Genomic DNA, 22753 nt, shown 5'->3' with positions numbered 1-22753 from the left:
GCGGCTTTCGGCCCTTGCGGAGGGGCGGAAATTGCGGTTCGATGGCCCACAAACGACATGAACAGGTCGCAGAAATGACGCTCGCGCCGCTCAAGGCCACCCCGACGCAGAAACAGACCGCCGCCCGCCGGTTCGTCTTCGTGCTGCTCGACAAGTTCACCATGATCTCCTTCGCCGGCGCGATCGAACCCCTGCGCCTGGCCAACCGCGTCGCGGGCGAGACGCTCTACACCTGGGTGCTGGCGGGCGAAGGCAGCGAGAAGGCCTGCTCCAACGGTGCGGTGTTCTGCCTTGACATGGGACTGGAGGAGTTGGACCGCGAGGATGTGATCCTGGTCTGCGGCGGGATCGACATCCAGCGCACCACGACGCGGGGGGTGGTGAACTGGCTGCGGCGCGAGGCGCGGCGCGGCGTGACCATCGGCGGCATCTGCACCGGAGGGCACGCGCTGGCCAAGGCAGGGCTTCTCGACGGGAAGAAGGCTACGATCCACTGGGAAAACCAGGATGGCTTCGCCGAGGAATTCGAGGATGTGAAGCTGACCAAGTCGGTCTATGTCATGGACGGCAACCGCTGGACGACGGCGGGCGGGATTTCCTCGATCGACCTGATGCTGAAGATCATCGCCGCCGACCATGGCGAGGATTTGGCCAACACGGTTGCCGACCAGCTGATCTATTCCACCATCCGCACCGACCAGGACACGCAGCGACTGTCGATCCCGACGCGGATCGGTGTGCGGCATCCCAAGCTCAGCCAGGTCATTCAGATGATGGAGGGCAACATCGAGGATCCGATGTCGCCCGCCGATCTGGCCGAGGAGGTGGGCATGTCCACCCGCCAGCTGGAGCGTCTGTTCCGCCGCTATCTGAACCGCAGCCCCAAGCGGTATTACATGGAACTGCGGTTGCAAAAGGCGCGGAACCTGCTGATGCAGACCGACATGAGCGTTATCAACGTGGCGCTGGCCTGCGGCTTTGCCAGCCCGTCGCACTTCTCCAAGTGCTACCGAAGCCACTACAGCACCACGCCCTACCGTGAACGCGGCACGCAAGGCATTCCCGGCGCCGTTCCGGTCAGGCTGTCGATCTGAGGCGTCGGACAGGGGTTAACACCAGGTTAACAGAAAACGGCAAGTCCTTGATATGAGTTGCGTTAGCCGGATTGTCTACCGTGGACACTATTCGGCCGGCGCCATCCTGTAGACCGCCCCGTCCAGCACCGACAGGAACCAGATCGACCCGTCCGGCGCCTCGACCACGTCCCGGACGCGGCCGGTCTCGGGGGCGCTGATCCGCTCCTCGGCAAAGCCGGTGGCGGCCGGGGCGTCGGGATCGAGCCGGCCGAGGAAGTCGCTGTTGAGCGAGCCGAAGAAGATGTCCCCCCGCCACTCCGGCACCAGCCTGCCCGAATAGACCATCAGCCCCGAGGGCGCGATCGAGGGGTCCCAGTAATGCAGCGGCTGCTCCATCCCCTCGGCCGCGGTGCCGGTCCCGATCCTGTCCCCGTTGTAGTCGATCCCGTAGCTAATGACCGGCCAGCCGTAGTTCCTGCCCGCCTCGGGCGCGTTCAGCTCGTCCCCGCCCCGCGCGCCGTGTTCGACGGTCAGCAGCCGTCCCGAAAGGTCCAGCGCCGCGCCCTGGATGTTGCGGTGGCCGATCGACAGGATCCCGGGCGTCCAGCCCTCGACCGCGACGGCCGGCTTGCCCTCGCGCGACAGCAGGATCACCTTGCCTGCCGACAGTTTCGGATCCTGCGCCTGCATCCCCGCCGGCCCGGTCCCCCGGTCGCCGGTGGTCAGGGCAATCGCCCCATCCGGCATCTCGACCAGCCGCGACCCGAAGTGCCGCCCGCCGCGATAGGGTTCGCCGAAGAATACAATGCGGAAATTCTCCAGCTGCCGCCCGTCCGGCGAGAGCCGTCCGACACCTGCCGCCGTGGCCCCGCCTCTACCAGCAGGCGCAGCGAAGCTGAGCCAGACCTCCCGGGTCTGGTCGAAATCCGCCGGCACCATCACGTCCAGCAATCCACCCTGCCCTTCCGCCATCACCTCGGGCACTCCGGCAATGGGCTGTCCTGCGCCGTCCGCAACCCTAAGCAGCCGCCCCCCGCGTTCGCTGACCAGCGCCGTCCCGTCCGGCAGGAAGGCGATGGCCCAAGGCTCTTCAAGACCTCCGATCACCCTGGAGATCGACAGGCCACCCGCCGAGGTATCGACGGTCGATGCGTGGACAGATGGCGCGACCAGCGCCATGACGAGGGAAAGCAGTTTCCGGGTTGCAAGCAATCCAAACCTCCGTGGCGCAACTACTGGGTGATCTCGCAGGAGATATAGCATCGTAGTCGCAGTTCGGACCGCCCCTGCCACGAGGATGTGACTTATGGCTTGAAGTCCGAAGAGCCTGCGCCTATCGGTTGGCGATCAGCCTTCACGCCCGGTTTGGCGGCGCCATCCTGCCGACTCTGTGTCGACAAAAAGGGGCTTCCCTTTTGCATGGCGCCTCTCTACGCTCTGCGCCAGGATTTCGATCCAACATGGGAGACACAACAAATGAAGAAACTTCTGCTGGCCGCTTCGGCCTGCGCGCTGATGGCTGGGGCCGCGGCTGCCGAGGACGTGAAGATCGGCATCCTGATCGGTTTCACCGGGCCAATCGAATCGCTGACCAGCCACATGGCCAATGCTGCCGAAGCCGCGATGGCCGAAGTGAACGCCTCGGGCAAGGCCAAGAACACCTATACCTCGGTCCGCGGTGACTCGACCTGCACCGACGCCGCCGCAGCGACCGCCGCGGCCGAGCGCATGATTACCGCAGAAGGGGTCAAGGCCATCATTGGCGGCGACTGCTCGGGCGTCACCCGCGCGGTGCTGACCAACGTCGCCATGCCGAACGGCATCGTGATGGTCTCGCCCTCGGCCACCTCGCCGGCGCTGACTGCCGACCCGGACAACGGGCTGTTCTTCCGCACCGCGCCGTCCGACGCGCGCGAAGGCGAAGTCATGGCCGACATCCTGATGGAAAAGGGCGTCAAGTCCATCGCGCTGACCTATTCAAACTCGGACTATGGCAAGGGCCTGGCCGAATCCATTGCCAATGCCTTCACCGCCAAGGGTGGTGTCGTGACGATCAACGCGGCCCATGATGACGGCAAGGCGGACTACTCCGCCGAAGTCGCGGCGCTGGCGGCAGCCGGTGGCGACCTGCTGGTCGTGGCGGGCTATCTGGACCAGGGCGGCAAGGGCATCATCCAGGCTTCGCTGGACACCGGCGCCTTCACGACCTTCGGCCTGCCGGGCGGCATGGTCGGTGACTCGCTGCCCGCGGCAATCGGTCCCGCGCTGGACGGGTCCTACGGCCAGGTTGCCCAGTCGGACAGCCCCGGCGCTGCGGTCCTGCAGGAAATGGGCAAGGCCAACGATCCGGCCTTCGATGCGACCTCGCCTTATACTCCGGAAAGCTATGACGCCGCCGCGCTGATCATGCTGGCGATGGAGGCTTCGGGCTCGACCGATCCGGCCGTATTCAAGGAAAAGATCCTGGAAATCGCGAACGGGCCGGCCGACGGATCGGGCGTCAAGATCCTTCCGGGCGAGCTTGGCAAGGCGCTGGAACTGATCGCTGCTGGCACCGCCATCGACTATGACGGCGCCTCGGGCGTGACACTGATCGGGCCGGGCGAATCCGCCGGACGCTACAAGCAGTTCGAGGTCAAGGGCGGCAAGTACGAGACCGTCCAGTTCCGTTGATCCGCCCGCAGATCGGATGAAACGGCGCGGCCCGGGAACTCCCCGGGCCGTTGCCCAAGAGAAGGCCGCCGCCATGGGCGAGACGAGCCGCGACAGGGGAAGGACATGATCCGGGTCGAGAAGCTGCACAAGCATTTCGGCGGCTTTCATGCCGTTGACGGCGCATCGCTGGAAATCAAGACCGGCACGATCACCGGCCTGATCGGTCCGAATGGCGCGGGCAAGACCACACTCTTCAATGTGATCGCGGGACGCTATCAGCCGACCTCCGGCCATGTGTTCATGGATGGCGAGGAGATCACCGGCCTGCCGCCGCACGCGTTGTTCCACAAGGGCCTTCTGCGCACTTTCCAGATCGCGCACGAGTTCGGCAGCATGACCGTTAGGGAAAACCTGATGATGGTGCCGCCGCGCCAGTCGGGCGAGAAGCTCTGGAACGCGCTCTTCTCGCGCGGGGCGGTGGCCGAGGAAGAGGAACGCATCCGTCAGAAGGCTGACGAGGTTCTGGAGTTCCTGACGATTTCACACATCGCCGACCAGAAGGCCGGGATGATCTCGGGCGGGCAGAAGAAGCTGGTGGAACTCGGCCGGACGATGATGGTCGACGCCAAGATCGTGTTCCTGGACGAGGTTGGCGCCGGCGTGAACCGGACGCTTCTGAACACGATCGGCGATGCCATCGTGCGCCTGAACAAGGAACGCGGCTATACCTTCTGCGTGATCGAGCACGACATGGATTTCATCGCGCGGCTCTGCGATCCGGTGATCTGCATGGCCGAGGGCAAGGTGCTGGCCGAGGGCACGGTGGACGAGGTCAAGAACGACGAGCGGGTGATCGAGGCCTATCTGGGCCGGGGCCTGAAGAACAAGCTGAAGGAGGAGGCCGCGCATGGCTGAACCCTTCCTGATCGGCGAGAACATGACCGGCGGCTATGGCGCGGTCGATATCCTGCATTCCTGCACGCTGGCCGTCGAACCCGGCGAGATCGCGGTGATCGTGGGTCCGAACGGCGCGGGCAAGTCCACCGCGATGAAGGCGGTGTTCGGGATGCTGAAACTGCGCCAGGGCAGCGTGAGGCTGATGGGAGAGGACATCACCTCTCTCACGCCCCAGGCTCGGGTGCGCAAGGGCATGGGTTTCGTCCCGCAGACCCACAACATCTTCACCGGCATGACGGTGGAGGAAAACCTGGAGATGGGCGCCTTCATCCGCGAGGACGAGGGCATCCGCGACACGATGGAGCAGATCTACGGCCTGTTCCCGATCCTGCGTGAAAAGCGGTATCAGAAGGCCGGAGAGCTGTCGGGCGGCCAGCGCCAGCAGGTCGCGGTGGGCCGGGCGCTGATGACCCAGCCCAAGGTCCTGATGCTGGACGAACCGACCGCCGGGGTTTCCCCCATCGTTATGGACGAACTGTTCGACCGCATCATCGAGATCGCCCGCACAGGGATTTCCATCCTCATGGTGGAACAGAATGCCCGTCAGGCGCTGGAGATCGCGGACAAGGGTTATGTGCTCGTGCAGGGCACCAACCGCTATACCGATACCGGCAAGGCCCTGCTGGCCGACCCCGACGTTCGCAAGTCTTTCCTGGGAGGTTGACGATGACGCGCCTTGCGCTTTCGGCCATGCTGGCCCTGATCCCGTCCGTTTCCCTTGCCGGGTTCGAATGCAATATAGACCGCCAATGCGGCGGCGGCACCTGCGAGCCGTTCGCCGGCGATCCGTTCCTGATCCAGGAGGCCGGCGATGTCCGGCGGATTTCCTGGCAGGGCCAGGCCTGGGAAGGCTACCAGACCTCCACGATCGACGCAGGCGGGGAGGTTTCGATCGTGATCCCGCCGCAGAACGGCGTGTCGGGCCTGGTGTCGATCTTTTCCAACGGCGAGATCCTGTTCACGGCCCATGCCATGGGCGACAGCGCGGTGGCCATCACCGGCTCGGGCACCTGCATGGCGGATGGCGGCTGAACGATGACCAAGAATTCCACTGATTGCCGCGTGACCCGATGGACCTTCTGAACGCCCTTACGGCCTTTCTCAACTTCATCGTGGTTCCTGGTCTTGCCTATGGCAGCCAGCTTGCGCTCGGGGCGCTTGGCATCACCCTGATCTTCAGCGTGCTGCGCTTTTCGAACTTCGCCCATGGCGACACGATGGCCTTCGGGACAGCCTTCGTGATCCTCTTCACCTGGTGGTTCCAGTCGATGGGGATCAGCGCGGGGCCTCTGCCGACCGCGCTCCTGGCCCTGCCGTTGGGCATCCTTGTCACCATCGCGATGGTCCTGGCGACCGACCGGGTGGTCTATCGCTTTTACCGCAAGCAGCGGGCCAAGCCGATCATCGTCGTCATCGTCTCGACCGGGGTGATGTTCGTGATGAACGGTCTTGTCCGCATGATCATCGGAACCTCGGAGCAGAATTTCAGCGACGGGGCGCGCATGCTCCTGAACCCGCAGGATTTCCGGGCCGCAACCGGACTGGCCGAGCCCCTGGCGATCAAGACGACGCAGGCGATCTCGGTCGCGGCGGCGGCAATCTGCTGCGTCGCGCTCTTCTGGTTCCTGCAACGCACCCGCACCGGCAAGTCGATGCGTGCCTATGCCGACAACGAGGACCTGGCGCTGTTGTCCGGCATCAACCCCGAGCGCGTGGTGACCATCACCTGGATCGTCGCGGGGGCGCTCGCCTGCATCGCGGGTACGCTCTATGGCCTGGACAAGTCATACCGCGGCGTCGTCTATTTCAGCCTGCTGATGCCGATGTTCGCCGCAGCGATCGTCGGCGGGCTCGGCAGCCCGCTCGGCGCCGTTGTCGGCAGCTTCATCGTCGCCTTCTCGGAACTGATCGTCACCAACGCCTGGCGCAAGATCTTCAGCTACCTGCTGCCACCGGACTGGCTGGGCGACGGTCTCTATCAGGCACTGTCAACCGACTACAAGGTCGCGGTCTCGTTCGGCATCCTGATCATCGTGCTCCTGTTCCGCCCGCAGGGCATCTTCGGAGGCAAATGACATGTCGCGCTATCGCAACCTGCTGATGTTCGCCGGCGTGGCGCTGCTGTTCATCCTCACGGGCCTGCTGCAAAGCTGGAACCTGTCACTGAACATCCTGAACCTCGCGCTGTTGTCCTGCATCATGGCAATCGGCGTGAACATCCAGTGGGGCTATGCCGGCCTGTTCTCGACCGGCATCGTCGGGTCGGTCGCGCTGGGGGGGCTGGCGGTGGTTCTGGTCTCGTCCAAGCCCGTGCCCGAGGGATGGGCGGCCGGCGGGCCGCAGATCGTCGAGGCGCTGGCCTTCGCGGCGCTGGCCATCGGCCTGGCCACCTGGCTGTACCGGAAGCTGCCCCCCGGCACCAGCCGCACGCTGGCGCTGGCGCTGTATCTGGTGGTGGCATTCTTCATCTACCGGATGATCCTGGACCCGGCCGTGACCGCGGTCGAGGCGAACAACCCCGCGCAGGCTGGCAACATCGGCGGGCTCGGGTGGAACTCGCTCATCGCCTGGCCAGTGGGCGCGCTGATGGCCGCCGCTGCCGCCTGGGTGATCGGCAAGATCGCTCTTGGCCTGCGCGAGGATTACCTCGCCATCGCAACGCTGGGTATCGCCGAGATCATCGTCACCGTGCTGCGCAACGAGGACTGGCTGGCCCGGGGGGTGAAGAACCTGATCGACCTGCCCCGCCCGTGGCCGGTGCCGAAAGAGGTGGACCTGCAGCTCAATCCAGTGTTCCTCGAGCCCGTGGCGGCGATGAACCTGGATCCGGTCACCGCGTCCACCATCTTCGTCAAGCTGCTTTACGCCACCATGTTTGGCATTGTCCTGGCGCTGCTGGTCTGGGGGTGCGAGCGCGCCCTGAACAGCCCCTGGGGCCGCATGGTGCGCGCGATCCGCGACAACGAGGTTTCCGCGGCGGCCATGGGCAAGGATGTGAAGTTCCGCCATCTGCAGATCTTCATCATCGGTTCGGCCGTGGTCGGGTTGGCGGGGGCGATGATGACCTCGATGGAGGGCCAGTTGACCCCTCCCTCCTACCTGCCCCTGCGCTTTACGTTCCTGATCTGGGTGATGGTCATCGTCGGCGGGTCCGGCAACAACTGGGGCGCGATCCTCGGCGGTCTGCTGATCGGCTGGCTGTATCTGGCGGTCGAATTCCTTGGGCCGCAGGTGATGGCGATCCTGACCTCGGGATTGCCGGCAGGGCCGCTGAAGACCCACCTTCAGGACACCGCGTCGCACATGCGGCTTCTGACGCTGGGGGTCGTGCTGCTGGTGGTCCTGCGCTTTGCGCCCAAGGGCCTGATCCCGGAAAAGTAATGGGGGCCATGGCACCATCACAGCAATTTGTGCTAGTGCTGGCGCTCTGGGGCAGCCATTACGGACCCGCCCACGTCAATGCCCTGGTCGAGGCCGCCCACAGGCATTCGCCCGGACTTGCCGGGGTTGTCCTGATGACCGACCGGCTGCGAGAGGGCGTCGACGGAAGGGTGTTGCAGAAGCTGATTCCGGCCCCATTTGACGCAGCCGAGTTCCAGACCTTCGGCTATCGCGCAAAACTGTCGGTCTTTCTGGCCGTCGAGCCCTCGGCCGATACGACATGCGTGTATCTGGATCTGGACAGTATCATCATCGGCGACGTGGGACGCATCGCCGCGCATGTCGCGGGACCGGACAATCTGCTGATGCTGCCCCCGGCAGGGCTGGGCTTCGGCAGCTTGCGTTGGTTTCTCGACCGCGTCCGGAGGAACCCTGCAAGATTTCCGGTCGGAAACTCCTCGGTTCTCGCCTTTCATTCGGCGGCCGATCCGAACCTTGCACGGCTATACGCGCAGCATTTCGCAACCGGCACCCTGCCGCCGGGACTCGATTCCGCCATCGACGATATCGTGATCTCCGCCTTTGGCCGCGGGCAGATCCGCGCCATTCCGACGGATTGCGCGGTCATGCTGCGGCGCGAGTTCCTGTCGCGGATACCGGTCTGGCCCCGGATCAAGTCGCGCCTTCCCTGGGTGCGGCGGCGGCGGGAGCGGCTTGCGGTGGTCACTCTGAACGGTGTTTCCGTGAAGGCGGAAACACTCGCGAGACTGACCCCGGGAGCCAGACTCGAAGACGGACGCGGACGCAGCGCCCCATGGAGCGAGGCCGGTTTCGGCGCGCTCTGGCCCCCCCTGCACGCGGCAAGCCAGAGGCTGGCCGCAACCATGACTGCAAAAAGCGACTGATTCCTGTCGCGGATAAGCGGGCCTTGCCGCGCCCTCGCGGTCAGCTTGACGCTCAAGTTCAGACTGCTTCGGAGATCCGGGATGAAGACCCATGCGCGCGTGGTGGTGATCGGCGGCGGCGTCGTCGGCTGCTCTGTGTTGTATCACCTGACCAAGCTGGGTTGGTCGGATGTCATGCTGATCGAGCGGTCCGAATTGACCAGCGGCTCGACCTGGCACGCGGCGGGTGGCTTCCACACGATCAACGGCGACACCAACATGGCCGCCCTGCAAGGCTATACGATCCGGCTTTACAAGGAGCTGGAGGCGATCACCGGCATGTCCTGCGGCCTGCACCATGTGGGCGGCGTGACGCTGGCCGACAACGAGGCCCGGTTCGAGATGCTGAAGGCCGAACGCGCCAAGCATCGCTACATGGGGCTGGATACCGAGATCCTGTCGCCCGAGGAGATTCGCAAGCTGACCGACGGGCTGGTGAATGTCGATGGCATCCTCGGCGGGCTGTATGACCCGCTCGACGGCCACCTCGACCCGTCGGGGACAACCCATGCCTATGCCAAGGCCGCGCGGATGGGCGGGGCCGAGATCGTGCTGCACAACCGCGTGCTCGAGACCAACCCGACGAAGGACGGCTGGGAAGTCGTCACCGAGAAGGGCACCGTCACCTGCGAGCATCTGGTAAATGCTGGCGGCCTCTGGGCGCGGGAAATCGGGGCAATGGCGGGGGTTTACTTGCCTTTGTTGCCGATGGCGCACCAATACCTGGTGACGGACGACATCCCCGAGATCATGGACATCCTGAAATCGGGCCGCGAGTTCCCGCATGTGATGGACCCCGGCGGGGAATCCTATCTGCGGCAGGAAGGCCGCGGCCTCTGCATAGGCTTCTACGAGAAACCCTGCGAGCCCTGGTCGGTAGACGGCACGCCCTGGGACTTCGGCCACGAGCTTCTGAACGAGCAGTTCGACAAGATCGAGGACTCGGTCAACTTCGCCTACCGCCGCTTCCCGGTGCTGGAACGCTCGGGCGTCAAACGGGTGATCCACGGGCCCTTTACCTTTGCCCCGGACGGCAACCCGCTGATCGGGCCGGTTCCGGGGCTGCGCAACTACTGGTCGGCCTGCGCGGTGATGGCGGGCTTCAGCCAGGGCGGCGGCATGGGGCTCGCGCTCGCGCAATGGATGATCCACGGCGAGGTGGAACGCGACCCGCGCGGTTTCGACGTGGCGCGCTTCGGGAACTGGACCTCGCCCGGCTACACGGTGCCGAAGGTCATCGAGAACTACCAGATGCGCTTCAGCGTCTCTTACCCGAACGAGGAACGCCCCGCCGCCCGCCCGTTCCGCACCACGCCGATGTATCAGGTCTTCGATGGCATGAACGCGGTCTGGGGCCAGCAATACGGGCTGGAGGTGGTCAACTACCACGCGCTCCCGGGCGAGCCGCGCTATGAGACGCCGACCTTCAAACGCTCGAACGCCTGGGAGGCGACGCGGCAGGAGGTGATGGCGGTGCGCGAAGGCGTCGGCATCAACGAGGTGCAGAACTTCGGCAAGTATCGGGTCACGGGCGCGGGCGCGCGGGCCTGGCTCGACCGGATCATGGCGGGCCGCATCCCGCAGCCGGGGCGGCTGTCGCTGACGCCGATGCTGGCGGAAAGCGGCAAGATCATCGGCGATTTCACCGTCACCTGCCTGTCCGAGACCGAGTTCCAGCTGACCGCCAGCTACGGCGCACAAGGCTGGCACAGCCGCTGGTTCGAGCAACATGCAGAACCGGGCGTAACGGTCGAGAATATCTCGGATTCCCGGTCCGGCTTCCAGATCGCGGGGCCCAAGTCGCGCGAGCTTCTGTCCCGCGTCACCCGGTCGGATGTCAGCGCCGAAGCCTTCAGGTTCATGGACGTGAAGCGGATGACCGTGGGCATGGCCAACTGCATCGTGCAGCGGGTGAGCTATACCGCCGATCTAGGCTACGAGATCTACACCGACCACATGTCGGTCCGTCATCTGTGGGATGTGCTGTCGGCCGCCGGCAAGGACCTCGGCCTGCGACCCTTCGGGATGCGGGCGATGATGTCCCTGCGACTGGACAAGTGGTTCGGCTCCTGGGGCCGAGAGTTCAGCCCCGACTACACGCCCGCCGAGACCGGCCTTGACCGCTTCATCGCATGGAACAAGCCCGTGGACTGGATCGGCAAGGCCGCCGCGCTGAGAGAAAAGGCCGAGGGGCCCAAGCGCAGGTTGGTGCCGATCGTGGTCGATGCCGCCGATGCCGATGTCGTGGCCTGGGAGCCGATCTGGCTGGACGGCGCGGTGGTGGGCTGGTGCACCAGCGGGGGCTTCAGTCACTGGACCGGCAAGTCGGTGGCGCAGGGCTTCATCCCGGCCGACCGGGTCCAGGACGGGCTGGCGCTGGAGATCGAGATCCTCGGCGAACGCCGCCCCGCGCGGGTGCATCTCGCGCCTCTGTGGGACGACGGCGGCCGGATGCGCGGCTGAGGTCGCATTGACATGCCGGGCGCCCGTGCCAAGCATGCAGGCATGGACCCCACCGTCGCCATTCTGATCCTCGCCGCCGGGGCCTCGACCCGGATGCGTGGTCGGGACAAGCTGTTGCAGCCGATCGGCGACCGGCCGATCCTGCGGCGGATCGCCGAGACCGCCCTGAAGACCGGGATGCCGGTCTGGGTCACCCTGCCCCCCGACGCCGGGACGCGGCAGGCGGCGCTGGACGGACTGTCGGTTCGCATCGTGCCGGTGCCGGATGCACAGCTTGGCATGTCCCGCTCGCTGGTGCGGGGCGTGGGGGAGGTCATGGCCGAAGAGCCTGGGATCGAGGCCGGACTGATGATCCTGCCGGCCGACATGCCCGACTTCACCACCGAGGCGCTGGATGGGCTGATCCATGCGTTTCGGTCCGCACCGCAGCAGATCTGGCGCGGAAGCACGGCAGAGGGTCAACCGGGGCATCCGACGATCTTTCCCCGCGATCTCTGGCCCGAGCTTGCAAAGGTGACAGGCGACGAAGGGGGACGGTCGGTCCTTCTCGCCCACCGGGACCGGCTAAGCCTGCTGCCCCTGCCAGGAACCATGGCATTGCGCGATCTGGACACGCCAGAGGACTGGGCAGCCTATCTCGGCCGCCCGCTCTGATCAGCGCGACAGGAGGACCTTCGCCTCGTGCGCCTTCAGCGACAGGCGCGCGGCCGGGAATACATCCTCGCCGGCGGCGAGTTCCGGGAAAAGGTCAAGGACTTCCTCCCGCGCCGCCGCATCCAGAGCGGACAGGGTCCGCTCGGCCGGCTGGAAGCTTTCCGTCCAGATGCCGTCGGACAGCACGATTTCGTGCCGGTCGAACAGGATATGGACGTAAGTGACCCCTTCGGCCGGCAGCGCGCGGCTGACCTCGGCCAGCCCGACCAGATGTTTGGCCGGCACCAGCACCTCGGCCTCGCCGAAATACATCTCGGCCCGCGCCCCCTCGATCAGCAGGCGGTGCTGTGGCGAGACCAGCATCGACCGGTCAGGCTTGGCAGCACCAAGCGCCCTGGCCGCGATGCGCACGGGCTGCAACTGGGGACGCGCCTGCAACTCCGCACGGGACAGCCTGCGCCGGCCGATCCAGCGCAGCGGCTGCAAGCCGTTGTCCCGTGTGACGACCAGATCGCCGACGCGCAGATCCTCCACCGCGACCGGGCCATGCTCGGTCATGATGCGGGTTCCGGCGGTGAAGCAGACGATCACCACGTTCTCGATGTCGGTGAAGGTCAGCGTGCCGACGACGGTTACGCCGTCGGGCCCGAAGAAGGTGATCGTCCCGTTCTCCTGGTTGAACGGATCGTAGGTCAGTTCGATCCGGGCCCAGCCGAAGCCGGTGATGTCGACGGTAAGCGTGTCATTGTCGGTACCGCCACTGCCCCCGAAGATGGACTCGTTCAGCGCCACATCGTTGCGCGCGGGGTTGCCGGTGTAGGCGGTGTTGAAGCCGACGAAGAACTGGTCCTCGTCATCCTCGCCATACATGACGTCGCGGCCAATGCCGCCATAAAGCACGTCGCGACCGGTTCCGCCGCTCAGGGTGTCGCTGCCGTCCCCGCCGTAGAGCAAGTCATTGCCGCCGTCGCCCGTCAGCTGGTCGTTGCCGGCATCGCCGTAAAGCGTATCGGCGTCATTGCCACCGAAGAGCGTGTCATTGCCGGTGCCGCCGTACAGCAGATCGGTGCCGTCATTCCCGGCCAGCACGTCATCGCCATCCTCGCCGCGAAGCGTATCGGCGTCATTGCCGCCATAAAGCGTGTCTGCGCCGATGCCGCCATACAGGAGGTCGCGGCCAGCATCACCCGACAGGAAGTCGTTGTTCTCGTCACCGTAGATGGTGTCGTTGTCGGCCCCGCCATAGAGGCTGTCGGGTCCATCCTGGCCCGAGATGAAGTCGTTGCCGGCGCCACCATAGATGATGTTGGTGTAGGCGTCGTTCGGATCGAAGCTGAAGCCGTCGAAGCCGACAAGGGTATCGTCGAAATTCGACCCGATGATCCCGTCGACGCCAAAACCGGAGTCGCCGGCAGCTGCCCCATTGGCGCCGGTCAGGGTGCCGCCTGTCAGGCTGACGTTAACGCCGACACCGGAGTCGGAGTAGTCCACGAAATCGAGACCCTCACCGCCATAGAAGACGTCGGCGTTCGCACCGCCTTGCAGCGTGTCGTCCCCCGCCCCGCCATACAGCGTGTCGACCCCGTCGCCGCCGAACAACCGATCGTTCCCGTCGACGCCTTCCAGCCGGTCCGCACCGGCATCTCCGTAAAGCGTATCATTGCCCGCATCACCAAAGAGCGAGTCGGTGTCGTTACCGCCAAACAGCAGGTCGGCATCATTGCCGCCGTACAGCGTATCGTTACCTACGCCGCCAAAAAGGCTGTCGAGGCCGTCATTGCCGTACAGGCGGTCGGCGCCATCGTCGCCATAGACAATGTCGTTTCCGGCATCGCCAGAGAGCGTGTCGCCGTCGTTTCCTCCATACAGAAGGTCGGCAACGTTGCCGCCATACAGCGTATCGACGCCGACGCCACCGTAGAGGGTGTCAAGGCCGTCGTCGCCGAACAGCCGGTCGGCGCCATTGTCTCCATAGACGGTGTCGTTTCCGGCATCGCCGTAGAGCGTGTCGTCCCCGGTGCCTCCGTACAGGAGATCGGCATCGTTGCCGCCATACAGGGTATCGGACGAGGCATCGCCGGACAGGACATCCAGACCGTCATTGCCGTAGAGCAGATCCGTTCCGTTGCCGCCGTAAAGCGTGTCGTTGGCTGTCAGACCGCGAAGCGTGTCGTTTCCGTTGTTTCCGAAGAACAGGTCGTTGAAATTGCCATCGTTGTCGCCGACGATGCTTTCACCGCCACCGCCACCGTAGATGGTCGACATAAATTAAGTCTCCCTGCCTCGTCCGCGCAACCTAGCCATCTCCTTTGACCGCTTTTTGTCAAAACTATGCCGGCTCTTTGCCAGGACCGGGCAAGTTTCAACAAATCGTGGCTATGGTCGCTCGATTTACCGGAAATAGTTGCCGTTCTCTTTACCGCATCTCTGATTATGTAGCGAGTCCCATGGCGTCCGCATCGGTCAGAATCCGGCGCGATGGGCCATATGCCGCTCGTCCTGCCGCGGTCTTGAGCTCGGGGAACAATTCCAGGATCTCCAGCCGCTGCGCATTGCCGATCCCCTTCAGCGAGGTGTCATCGGGATGGAAGGTCTCGGTCCAGACGCCGTTCGACAGCACCACCTCGTGCCGGTCGCACATGAAGTGGATGTAGGTCGTGCCGCTGGACTGCACGGTATGCACCCCCTGCGCGGCCAGATGCTTGGCGGCGACCAGTACCTCGCGTTCGCTGTAACGCACGGAAACCCGGCTGTTGGTGACGAGGACACGGTGGTTCGGCGACACCATCATGTCCCGCTCGGGAAGGCCCTTTCCGAGCGAGCCCTGCTGGATGAAGACCGGCAAGAGATGCGGCTCGGCCTGGAAGTCGTGCAGGAACATCTGCGTCTTGCCGACCCAGCGCACGGTCTGGATGCCGTTGTCGCGGGTGACGACCCGGTCTCCGGCCGAGATCAGCTCGACCGGGACCTCGCCGCGCTGCGTCGTGATCAGGGTGCCGGGGGTAAAGCACGGCGTGGCGCGTGGCGCCCGCTCCCAGGACGGGCCGTCGATCTCTGACTGGAAGGCATCGTCCGACATCATGACCCTCTGCTCCCGTAACACGATACCCCCGCGGACGGCGCGGGACGATCAATCCTGCATACCGTCCCGCCCGGGACAGAGAAAAGCAGAAAATTGTTGTTAAACAAGGGCAACACAGGCGGAATTCAGCCCAAACGTGTGCTCCATTCGCTGCCAGCAGAGCGCGCGGCGACATCGGCGCGAAAAAGACCGAAATGGCAGCACGAAACACGCACCGCAAAATCCTGAACAGGCGCGCATTTCAATCCAGGCGTGTATGCAGGATTGTATCACATCAAATCTGCGAGAAGGTACCGCTCAACTGCCTGTTGATCGACAGTTGAATGCTTGTTCCATTCATGATGCGCGATTCATGGCCATGCGGTGTTTCCAGATCGGCGGGCAAAAAAGCTGATTTCCGCGAAATGGAGCAAGCCGCGAAAAACGCGATCGAATCGGTGCAGATCCCGTCCGTGGACCATTGTGGTGCCCGAGGCGAGACTCGAACTCGCAAACCTTGCGGCGGAGGATTTTGAATCCCCTGCGTCTACCATTCCGCCACTCGGGCCACCGCATGCGGGTCTATCGCCTCGGCCCGCCGCCGTCAACGCGTCACAGGTTGTCGGTCTGGAACGTGTCGCAATCAGCCATCTGGCCCGATTGCAGCCCGATCATGAACCAGCGTGACCGCTGTTCCGAGGTGCCGTGGGTAAAGGTGTGCGGCATGGGGCGCTGGCCGGCGTTGCGCTGCAACGTGTCGTCCCCGATCTGGCGCGCGGCATTGACCGCCTCTTCCAGGTCGCCGCGCTCGACCACGCCCAGGGTCTGCGCCGCCTCGCGTGCCCAGATGCCGGACAGGCAGTCGGCCTGCAACTCGATCCGGACCGAGATCGCGTTTGATTCCGCCTGGCTGACCTGCTGGCGGATCTGGTTCGCCTTGCCGAGGATCCCGAGTTCGTCCTGGACGTGATGGCCGATCTCGTGGGCAACCACATAGGCCGCGGCGAAGTCGCCGCCGGCGCCGAGCCGCTGGTGCAGGGTCGTGAAGAAGGCAGTGTCGAGATAGACCTTCTTGTCGGCCGGGCAGTAGAACGGGCCGGTCGCCTCGGACGCGCCGCCGCAGGCCGAGCGGGTGGCCTCCTTGAAGAGGACCAGCGTCGCGGGCTGGTAGGTCCGGCCGAGCTGTTCCTGGAAGACGCGGGTCCAGATTTCCTCGGTGTCGCCCAGGACGACCGAGACGAATTCGCCCTCGGCCTGGTCCGCGGCCGTCAACTCGACCGGTGCCCCGCCCGAAGAGGACGTGTCTCCGGTGCCGAGAAGCTGGCTGGGATCGACCCCGAGGAACATGGCGATCAGGAAGACGATGATCGCCCCGCCGCCGCCGATCCCGGCAACCTGGCCAGCCCTGCCGCCGCCCATCCGGCGCCGGTCCTCGATGTTGCTGCTGCCCCTGCGCCCGCGCCATTCCATGTCGTCACCCCTTCCCGCAGCCGATGTGTCCACAGTGGACAATCCGGCTTACCCAATAAGAATCAGCAGGTTGCCCGCGGCCGTTCATGATTCCTCAACCAGGTTCCCCGGGAGCCTGGCACAAATCCTATCCGCAGCTCCGTCGGTTCGGAAGCGCGAATGCACGCTTGCGTGCGACGGGAGGCAAGCCCCTTTCCCTTTCTGCGCCCCGCACCTATGGTCGCGGCGCATCCGTGAAGAGCAGACGCATGACCCTGACCCGCCCGACCCTGATCCTGATCGCCACCCTCGGCTCTGCGGCCATGCTTGGCGGCGCCTTCGCGTTCCAGTACATCGGCGGGCTCGCCCCCTGCCAGCTGTGCCTTTACCAGCGGTGGCCGCATGCGGCGGCGATCCTGATCGGGGTCCTGGCGCTTGCGACGGGCTGGCGGGGGCTGGCCTGGGCCGGCGCGCTGGCGGCGCTGGCCACGGCGGCGATCGGGGTGTTCCATGTGGGCGTCGAGCAGCTTTGGTGGGAAGGTCTTGCCACCTGCACCGCCGGGTCGATCAGCGGTATTTCCACCGCCGACCTTCTGGATCCGACCAAGGATGTCGCGGCCGTGGTGCGCTGCGACGAGATCGCCTGGTCGCTGTTCGGCATCTCGATGGCGGGGTGGAACGTGATCCTGTCGCTGGGCCTTGCCGGCCTCTGGGTCGCGGCGGCACGCCGGGACTGAGGCCGGAAGCGGGGGTGCTTCGCCCCCCGCACCCCCCGAGAGTATTTGGAAAAGGGCAAGCCGCAGAGGCGGTTCTGCGGCGATCCTGATCTAGTCGTACGAGGCCGGCCCGGCGCAGAGACGGGCGTGTTCCTGAATCGCGAAACGGTCGGTCATGCCGGCGACATAGTCGGCCACCACGCGGGCCAGCCGCGTCTCGTCGGTGGCCGCGGCCACGTCCGCTTGCCATTCGGGCGGCAGGAGTTCGGGTTGGCGCAGGAAGAGCGGGAAGAGGTCGTCGATCATCCGCGTGACCCGCGCGCGTTCCTGCATGACCGAGGGCGCGCGATACATGCGGTGGAAGAGGAAGCTGCGCACCGCCTTCAGATCCTGGTAGAGGGGTTTGGAGAAGCGGATCACCGTCGTGCCCATGTGGCGGATCTCGTCCACCGATCGGGGCTGCGCACTGGCCAGCCGGTTCTGGGCCACGGCGATCACGTCCTCGACCATGCGGCCGAAGACCCGGCGCAGCGCCTCGTGCCGGCGGCGCATCCTTTCGAGCCCCGGATAGAGGCGGTCCACCTCATGGAAGGCCGGGCCGGTCACAGGAAGGTCCATCAGGTCGGCCTCGGTGAAGAGGCCCGAACGCAGGCCGTCGTGCAGGTCATGGTGCGAATAGGCCACGTCGTCGGCGATGGCGGCGACCTGGGCCTCGGCCGAGGCGTGGCTGTCGAGTTCGAGATCCCATTGGGCATTCACTTCGGCCAGCGCATAAGGCAGCGGGCCGTCATGCTTGCGGTCGGCATTGGGGCCGGTGACGGGCCCGTTGTGCTTGGCGATGCCCTCAAGGGTTTCCCAGGTGAGGTTCAGCCCGTCGAAATCGGCGTAATGCCGTTCCAGCCGGGTCACGATGCGCAGCGCCTGGGCGTTGTGATCGAAGCCGCCATAGGGCGCCATGAGCCGTTCCATGGCGTCCTCGCCGGTATGGCCGAAGGGCGTGTGGCCAAGGTCATGCGCCAGCGCGATTGCCTCGGCGAGATCCGTGTTCAGGCCGAGGACCCCGGCGATGGTGCGCGCGACCTGCGCCACCTCGATCGTATGGGTCAGACGGGTGCGGTAGTAGTCGCCTTCGTGTTCGACGAAGACCTGGGTCTTGTGTTTCAGCCGCCGGAAGGCCGAGGAATGGATGATCCGGTCGCGGTCCCGCTGATAGGGCGACCGGAAGGAAGAGAGCCGCTCGGGCCACTGGCGCCCACGGCTTTGATCGGGCTGGCAGGCGAAGGCGGCGAGCATGGGCTGTCCTTGTGAGGCACGGTCAGGTTCCATATATTCGGGGCGGATGCCGATGGATACGGGAACAGCCATGGAACTCACGCTTCCTCCCAGGGTGACCGACCGGGCCTTCGCCCGGCTGGCCGAGATTGCCGCGGCCACGGGCGAGGCGCGCCCCCTGCGGGTAGCGGTGGACGGCGGCGGCTGTTCTGGATTCCAGTATTCGATCACCCTGGACGAGCCCGCGGCCGACGACCTGGTGTTGGAAAAGGACGGACAGCGCGTGCTGGTGGACCAGGTCAGCCTGCCCTTCCTTGCGAATGCCGTGATCGACTTTACCGACGAGCTGATCGGCGCGCGGTTCGTGGTCGAAAATCCCAACGCCAAGTCCAGCTGCGGCTGCGGAACCAGTTTTTCGCTGTAGCGCCCCTCGCCGCGCCGCCGCAGCGCGCTAGCTTCAGCGCTCTCACGGCGCGAGGAACGAACATGCGGGTACTGATGCTGGGCTCGGCGCCGATGGCGGCAGAGGCGGCGCGCTGGCCGCGCGAGCCGTTCGACCTGGTGCTGGCAATCAACAATGCCTGGCGGATCCGGTCGGACTGGGACGTAGCGATCCATCCTTATGACTTTCCGGCAGAGCGGCAGGCGGTTGCGGGACCGGGCCAGCGCATCGTGACCGAAGCCGAGTTCGTGCCGGCGCAGAATGAATACGGCGGTTTTGTTTACGCCGGCGCAACAATGGCATTCACAGCCGCTTACTGGGCATTGCACGCACTGAAGCCGGAGGTCATCGCGGTATTCGGCTGCGACATGCAGTATCCGGCGTCGGGGCCGACGCATTTCTACGGCTCGGGGACGCCCGACCCGTTGCGGCAGGACGTGACGCTGCGCTGTCTGGAGGCGAAGGCGGCGCGGCTGATGCTGCTGGCGGCGCGGCAGGGGTGTGCGATGGTCAACCTGTCCACCGGGCCATCGCGGCTGGTGTTCCCCCGCCTGGGCCGGACCCAGGTGGGCAGTGCGCGACCGATGCACGGCAATGGGCCGGTGGTCGCGGCGGCGCTGCGGCGCGAGGCGGAGCTGGGCTACCTGGTGGCCTCGGGGCGTTACTGGGAGGAGGTGGAGCGGTTCGACGTGGCCGAACTGGACCGGCTGGATGCCATGTGGTTGGAGGCGGCCGCGCTGCCCTTGCGCCGGACGGCTTGAGCCGGGCGCAGAGGGAGCCTAGGGTCGCGGGAAGCGGAGGATCCGGGCATGAAGCTGGCGACGTTCAACATCAACGGGATCAAGGCGCGGATCGAGGCCTTGCGGGTCTGGCTGGAGGAAGCCGCGCCGGATGTTGTCTGCCTGCAGGAGATCAAGTCGGTGGACGAGGCCTTTCCGCGCGAAGCGTTCGAGCGGTTGGGCTACCTGGTCGAGACGCACGGGCAGAAGTCGTTCAACGGGGTGGCGATCCTGTCGAAGCTGCCGTTGAGCGATGTGCGGCGGGGCTTGCCTGGGGACGAGAGCGACGAACAGGCGCGCTGGATCGAGGCGGTGGTGGAGGTCGGGCGACCGCTCAGGGTCTGCGGGCTCTACCTGCCGAACGGGAACCCGGCACCGGGGCCGAAGTTCGACTACAAGCTGGCCTGGATGGCGCGGATGGAGGCGCGGGTGCGCGAGCTGCTGGCAGCGGAGGAGCCGTTCGTCTGCCTGGGGGACTACAACGTGATCCCGCAGGCGGTGGACGCGGCGAAGCCGGAAGCCTGGGCGACCGACGCGCTGTTCCTGCCGGAAAGCCGGGCGGCGTTCCGGCGGATCGCGCATCTGGGGCTGACGGATGCCGTGCGGGTGCGCGATGCGGCGCCGGGACTCTACACCTTCTGGGACTACCAGGCAGGCGCCTGGGAGCGGAACAACGGCATCCGGATCGACCATGTGATGTGCTCTCCGCAGGTGGCGGACCGGCTGGAGGGGGCAGGCATCGACAGGGCGGTGCGGGGGCGGGACAAGCCGAGCGACCATGTGCCGGTCTGGGTGGAGATCGCAGCCTGAGCGGAGCGTGTCCACGGTGGACAGAGCCCGTTGCACGCCTGCTATCAATGTCTTGGTTGCGGAGGTCAGGGAATTTATAAGGTTTCCGGTCCGCATTCCGGTTGGCGGACCCGTGCCGAGCTGAGCGCCTGCGGCGCAATGCTTTTGTCTCGCCTCTGGCGCGAGCGCCAACCGGCTCGGGCCTCGGGGGCGCTTCGCCCCCCGGCCCTCCGAGAGCATTTGTGAAAGGGCAAGAGCGGGCGGTGAGGGCCGGGATGGGGGGAAGTCGAGGCGAACCCGGGCCTAAGGGGTGCTTTGCGTAACGTCGTGGCCGTAAAGCCAGTCGAACCGGGCGAGCATAGCGCCGGGGGAGAGTCGCCCGAAGAGCCTGAGGCCGGCATGGCCGATCAACCGGGGCAGGCCCGACAGGTGATAGGCGCGGGCATTGGCATTGGCGGCGGCGACGATGCGGGCGGTGCGGGGTCTGCGCGCGGCCTGGTAGGCGGCCAGCGCGCCGGCCGGGGTGTCATGGCGCGCAAGGCTGTCGGCGAGAACCCAGGCATCCTCGAGCCCCATGCTGGCCCCTTGCGCGAGGAAGGGCAACGTCGGATGCGCGGCATCGCCGAGGATCGCAACCCCGCCCTGCCCCATCGGCCTGACCCAGGTTTCGGCGAGGCGATGGCGGAAGAGGCCCCAGAGCCACGGATCCTCCACCCGGTCGAGCCAGGCGCGGACCCGCGGAGAAAAGCCCGCGAAGGCGAGCCGCAGATCCATCGGATCGTCGCGCAGGGTCCAGCTTTCCTCGGCCCATTTCGCGCGTTCTTCCACGGCGACGATGTTGCGCAGGGCACCGGCGCGCAGCGGATAGCTGACGAGGTGCCGGCCCGGTCCCATGTGAACCTCGGCCACCGGCGCGGCGCCGGGTTCGCAGGGGAGCACCGCGCGCCAGGCGACCTGGCGGGTGAAGAAGGGCGTCCCGGGCCCGTTCAGCGCCGCGCGGATCTGGGAGTGCAAACCGTCGGCCCCGATCAGGAGCGGCGTCTCGATCCGCTCGCCCCCGTCCAGCACGACGACCGGCCGGGGGCCGGACAGCACCACGGACTCGACGCGGGACAGAAGACGCAGGGTCACGCCCGCCTCTTGCGCGGCGGACAGAAGCAGCGCGATCAGGTCGGCGCGGTGCAGGAAGTGGTAGCCCTGCCCGGGCCGCAGGCGGGCGAGGTCAAGGCGGGTGACCGTCTCGCCCGTGGGCCCGTCGATCAGTTGCACCGCCTCGGCGCGGATCGAGGCGGCATCAAGCGCGGCCTGAAGGCCAAGGGCGCGCAGCACGCAGGCGCCGTTGGGCGAGATCTGGAGACCCGCCCCCACCTCGCGGATCGCGTCGGCCTTTTCGAGTACCGTGACCTGCGCCCCATGCAACGCCAGCGCCCGCGCCACGGCCAGACCGGCGACACCGGCGCCGACAACGGTTGCGGATTGACCGATCAAGGACATCGCTTACCCCCGGCATGACAACGCCGGACCTCGGGCCCGGCGTCAAGTACGCAAACCGTCGCGCGACCGCATCAGTCGTCGCGATGGACCTTCTCGCGCCGTTCATGCTTTTCCTGGGCTTCCAGCGTCATCGTGGCGATCGGGCGCGCGTCGAGCCGCTTGAGACTGATCGGTTCCCCGGTCACCTCGCAATAGCCGAACTCGCCGTTCTCGATCCGGCGAAGCGCGGCGTCGATCTTGGCCACCAGCTTGCGCTGGCGGTCGCGGGTCCGCAGTTCCAGCGCACGGTCGGTTTCTTCCGAGGCGCGGTCGGCAATGTCGGGCACGTTGCGGGCCGAGTCCTGCAGGCTGTCGATGGTTTCAGCCGACTGTTCGAGCAGTTCCTGCTTCCAGGTCAGCAGCTTGCGGCGGAAATATTCGAGCTGGCGGTCGTTCATGAACGGCTCGTCCTCGGCGGGACGATAATCGTCGGGCAGGAAAACCTCGGCCTTCATCGAAACTCTCTCCTTCGTGCCGGATCGCTCCGACAGGTGGGCTTCTGTCATGGACGCGCTCCTGTTGCGCGGGCATGTATCGCAAGCCCGGACGATTGTCACTAGCGGTTGCGACATTTTCCGGGCG

21 protein-coding genes and 1 tRNA gene are annotated in these 22753 nt (G+C 65.9%); 14 read left to right on the top strand and 8 right to left on the bottom strand.

All coding sequences use genetic code 11. The features are described 5' to 3' along the window. Nucleotides 1-74: 74 nt before the first annotated feature. Complete coding sequence (locus ACK4IU_RS14065) at nt 75-1094, top strand: GlxA family transcriptional regulator (RefSeq protein ID WP_409736294.1); 1020 nt, start codon at nt 75-77, stop codon at nt 1092-1094. 87 nt (nt 1095-1181) lie between these two features. Here the strand turns inward: ACK4IU_RS14065 and ACK4IU_RS14060 are convergent, their stop codons facing one another. Then, nucleotides 1182-2288 (bottom strand): PQQ-dependent sugar dehydrogenase, encoded by a 1107-nt coding sequence (locus ACK4IU_RS14060; RefSeq protein ID WP_409736276.1) that lies wholly within the window; start codon nt 2286-2288, stop codon nt 1182-1184. A 264-nt stretch (nt 2289-2552) separates the two neighbouring features. On the opposite strand from ACK4IU_RS14060, the gene ACK4IU_RS14055 reads away from it, so the two are divergent. The 9 genes from ACK4IU_RS14055 (at nt 2553) to ACK4IU_RS14015 (ending at nt 12130) form a co-directional block, all read left to right on the top strand. Next, nucleotides 2553-3749 carry an ABC transporter substrate-binding protein gene (locus tag ACK4IU_RS14055; RefSeq protein WP_409736274.1) on the top strand — a complete coding sequence of 399 codons (1197 nt, stop codon included), beginning with the start codon at nt 2553-2555 and terminating at the stop codon, nt 3747-3749. A gap of 105 nt (nt 3750-3854) precedes the next feature. Next, nucleotides 3855-4646: an ABC transporter ATP-binding protein gene (locus ACK4IU_RS14050; protein WP_409736272.1), complete on the top strand. Its 792-nt coding sequence runs from the start codon at nt 3855-3857 to the stop codon at nt 4644-4646. Then, entirely contained in the window at nt 4639-5352 is a 714-nt protein-coding gene (locus ACK4IU_RS14045) for an ABC transporter ATP-binding protein (RefSeq protein ID WP_409736270.1), read from the top strand. Before ACK4IU_RS14050 ends, ACK4IU_RS14045 begins: the two co-directional genes overlap by 8 nt. A gap of 2 nt (nt 5353-5354) precedes the next feature. Further along, nucleotides 5355-5720 (top strand): hypothetical protein, encoded by a 366-nt coding sequence (locus ACK4IU_RS14040; RefSeq protein ID WP_409736268.1) that lies wholly within the window; start codon nt 5355-5357, stop codon nt 5718-5720. A gap of 38 nt (nt 5721-5758) precedes the next feature. Beyond that, nucleotides 5759-6763, top strand: coding sequence for a branched-chain amino acid ABC transporter permease (locus ACK4IU_RS14035; protein ID WP_409736266.1), 1005 nt, complete (start codon nt 5759-5761; stop codon nt 6761-6763). 1 nt (nt 6764) lies between these two features. Beyond that, a complete protein-coding gene (locus tag ACK4IU_RS14030; RefSeq protein ID WP_409736264.1) occupies nt 6765-8069 on the top strand; it encodes a branched-chain amino acid ABC transporter permease in 1305 nt (434 codons plus the stop codon). Nucleotides 8070-8203: 134 nt separating this feature from the next. Beyond that, complete coding sequence (locus ACK4IU_RS14025) at nt 8204-8974, top strand: hypothetical protein (protein WP_409736262.1); 771 nt, start codon at nt 8204-8206, stop codon at nt 8972-8974. An 81-nt stretch (nt 8975-9055) separates the two neighbouring features. Then, nucleotides 9056-11476: an FAD-dependent oxidoreductase gene (locus tag ACK4IU_RS14020; protein ID WP_409736260.1), complete on the top strand. Its 2421-nt coding sequence runs from the start codon at nt 9056-9058 to the stop codon at nt 11474-11476. A gap of 42 nt (nt 11477-11518) precedes the next feature. Further along, the gene (locus tag ACK4IU_RS14015) at nt 11519-12130 is read left to right on the top strand and encodes an NTP transferase domain-containing protein (RefSeq protein WP_409736258.1); all 612 of its coding nucleotides are present in this window, start codon (nt 11519-11521) and stop codon (nt 12128-12130) included. On the opposite strand, the gene ACK4IU_RS14010 is transcribed toward ACK4IU_RS14015, so the two are convergent. The 4 genes from ACK4IU_RS14010 to ACK4IU_RS13995 form a co-directional block, all read right to left on the bottom strand. Continuing rightward, on the bottom strand, nt 12131-14395 hold the full coding sequence (locus ACK4IU_RS14010; protein WP_409736256.1) for a Hint domain-containing protein: 2265 nt from the start codon (nt 14393-14395) through the stop codon (nt 12131-12133). Between the two features lie 166 nt (nt 14396-14561). Continuing rightward, on the bottom strand, nt 14562-15209 hold the full coding sequence (locus ACK4IU_RS14005) for a Hint domain-containing protein (RefSeq protein ID WP_409736254.1): 648 nt from the start codon (nt 15207-15209) through the stop codon (nt 14562-14564). A gap of 466 nt (nt 15210-15675) precedes the next feature. Next, nucleotides 15676-15759 (bottom strand) — tRNA-Leu (locus ACK4IU_RS14000). Nucleotides 15760-15803: 44 nt separating this feature from the next. Next, nucleotides 15804-16661, bottom strand: a complete 858-nt coding sequence (locus ACK4IU_RS13995) for a neutral zinc metallopeptidase (protein WP_409736252.1) — start codon at nt 16659-16661, stop codon at nt 15804-15806. 254 nt (nt 16662-16915) lie between these two features. Between ACK4IU_RS13995 and ACK4IU_RS13990 the strand changes: the two genes are divergently transcribed. After that, complete coding sequence (locus ACK4IU_RS13990) at nt 16916-17377, top strand: disulfide bond formation protein B (RefSeq protein WP_409736292.1); 462 nt, start codon at nt 16916-16918, stop codon at nt 17375-17377. A 90-nt stretch (nt 17378-17467) separates the two neighbouring features. Here ACK4IU_RS13990 and ACK4IU_RS13985 read toward each other — a convergent pair whose 3' ends face one another. Next, the gene (locus ACK4IU_RS13985) at nt 17468-18649 is read right to left on the bottom strand and encodes a deoxyguanosinetriphosphate triphosphohydrolase (RefSeq protein ID WP_409736251.1); all 1182 of its coding nucleotides are present in this window, start codon (nt 18647-18649) and stop codon (nt 17468-17470) included. A 70-nt stretch (nt 18650-18719) separates the two neighbouring features. Here ACK4IU_RS13985 and ACK4IU_RS13980 point away from each other — a divergent pair, with 70 nt between their 5' ends. The 3 genes from ACK4IU_RS13980 (at nt 18720) to xth (ending at nt 20659) form a co-directional block, all read left to right on the top strand. After that, nucleotides 18720-19052, top strand: a complete 333-nt coding sequence (locus ACK4IU_RS13980; RefSeq protein WP_409736249.1) for a HesB/IscA family protein — start codon at nt 18720-18722, stop codon at nt 19050-19052. A 62-nt stretch (nt 19053-19114) separates the two neighbouring features. Continuing rightward, complete coding sequence (locus ACK4IU_RS13975; protein WP_409736247.1) at nt 19115-19831, top strand: hypothetical protein; 717 nt, start codon at nt 19115-19117, stop codon at nt 19829-19831. Nucleotides 19832-19879: 48 nt separating this feature from the next. Next, nucleotides 19880-20659, top strand: coding sequence for an exodeoxyribonuclease III (xth, locus tag ACK4IU_RS13970; protein WP_409736245.1), 780 nt, complete (start codon nt 19880-19882; stop codon nt 20657-20659). Between the two features lie 282 nt (nt 20660-20941). On the opposite strand, the gene ACK4IU_RS13965 is transcribed toward xth, so the two are convergent. Continuing rightward, entirely contained in the window at nt 20942-22132 is a 1191-nt protein-coding gene (locus ACK4IU_RS13965) for an FAD-dependent monooxygenase (RefSeq protein ID WP_409736243.1), read from the bottom strand. Nucleotides 22133-22203: 71 nt separating this feature from the next. Further along, complete coding sequence (gene dksA / locus ACK4IU_RS13960; RefSeq protein ID WP_409736290.1) at nt 22204-22626, bottom strand: RNA polymerase-binding protein DksA; 423 nt, start codon at nt 22624-22626, stop codon at nt 22204-22206. Nucleotides 22627-22753 lie beyond the last annotated feature (127 nt).

The sequence above is a fragment of the Tabrizicola flagellatus genome, from assembly GCF_046295235.1.
GTDB lineage: Bacteria > Pseudomonadota > Alphaproteobacteria > Rhodobacterales > Rhodobacteraceae > Tabrizicola > Tabrizicola flagellata_A.
The sequence above is the reverse complement of the archived record's forward strand: the minus strand, read 5'-3'. Positions and strand labels throughout refer to the sequence as shown.

Excerpts from the sequence above, each read along its gene's own strand:
- ACK4IU_RS14065 (WP_409736294.1), top strand. The coding sequence starts at position 75 with ATGACGCTCGCGCCGCTCAAGGCCACCCCGACGCAGAAACAGACCGCC.
- ACK4IU_RS14055 (WP_409736274.1), top strand. The coding sequence starts at position 2,553 with ATGAAGAAACTTCTGCTGGCCGCTTCGGCCTGCGCGCTGATGGCTGGG.
- ACK4IU_RS14050 (WP_409736272.1), top strand. The coding sequence starts at position 3,855 with ATGATCCGGGTCGAGAAGCTGCACAAGCATTTCGGCGGCTTTCATGCC.
- ACK4IU_RS14045 (WP_409736270.1), top strand. The coding sequence starts at position 4,639 with ATGGCTGAACCCTTCCTGATCGGCGAGAACATGACCGGCGGCTATGGC.
- ACK4IU_RS14040 (WP_409736268.1), top strand. The coding sequence starts at position 5,355 with ATGACGCGCCTTGCGCTTTCGGCCATGCTGGCCCTGATCCCGTCCGTT.
- ACK4IU_RS14035 (WP_409736266.1), top strand. The coding sequence starts at position 5,759 with ATGGACCTTCTGAACGCCCTTACGGCCTTTCTCAACTTCATCGTGGTT.
- ACK4IU_RS14030 (WP_409736264.1), top strand. The coding sequence starts at position 6,765 with ATGTCGCGCTATCGCAACCTGCTGATGTTCGCCGGCGTGGCGCTGCTG.
- ACK4IU_RS14025 (WP_409736262.1), top strand. The coding sequence starts at position 8,204 with ATGACCGACCGGCTGCGAGAGGGCGTCGACGGAAGGGTGTTGCAGAAG.
- ACK4IU_RS14020 (WP_409736260.1), top strand. The coding sequence starts at position 9,056 with ATGAAGACCCATGCGCGCGTGGTGGTGATCGGCGGCGGCGTCGTCGGC.
- ACK4IU_RS14015 (WP_409736258.1), top strand. The coding sequence starts at position 11,519 with ATGGACCCCACCGTCGCCATTCTGATCCTCGCCGCCGGGGCCTCGACC.
- ACK4IU_RS14010 (WP_409736256.1), bottom strand. The coding sequence starts at position 14,395 with ATGTCGACCATCTACGGTGGCGGTGGCGGTGAAAGCATCGTCGGCGAC.
- ACK4IU_RS14005 (WP_409736254.1), bottom strand. The coding sequence starts at position 15,209 with ATGTCGGACGATGCCTTCCAGTCAGAGATCGACGGCCCGTCCTGGGAG.
- ACK4IU_RS13995 (WP_409736252.1), bottom strand. The coding sequence starts at position 16,661 with ATGGAATGGCGCGGGCGCAGGGGCAGCAGCAACATCGAGGACCGGCGC.
- ACK4IU_RS13985 (WP_409736251.1), bottom strand. The coding sequence starts at position 18,649 with ATGCTCGCCGCCTTCGCCTGCCAGCCCGATCAAAGCCGTGGGCGCCAG.
- ACK4IU_RS13980 (WP_409736249.1), top strand. The coding sequence starts at position 18,720 with ATGGAACTCACGCTTCCTCCCAGGGTGACCGACCGGGCCTTCGCCCGG.
- ACK4IU_RS13975 (WP_409736247.1), top strand. The coding sequence starts at position 19,115 with ATGCGGGTACTGATGCTGGGCTCGGCGCCGATGGCGGCAGAGGCGGCG.
- xth (WP_409736245.1), top strand. The coding sequence starts at position 19,880 with ATGAAGCTGGCGACGTTCAACATCAACGGGATCAAGGCGCGGATCGAG.
- ACK4IU_RS13965 (WP_409736243.1), bottom strand. The coding sequence starts at position 22,132 with ATGTCCTTGATCGGTCAATCCGCAACCGTTGTCGGCGCCGGTGTCGCC.
- dksA (WP_409736290.1), bottom strand. The coding sequence starts at position 22,626 with ATGAAGGCCGAGGTTTTCCTGCCCGACGATTATCGTCCCGCCGAGGAC.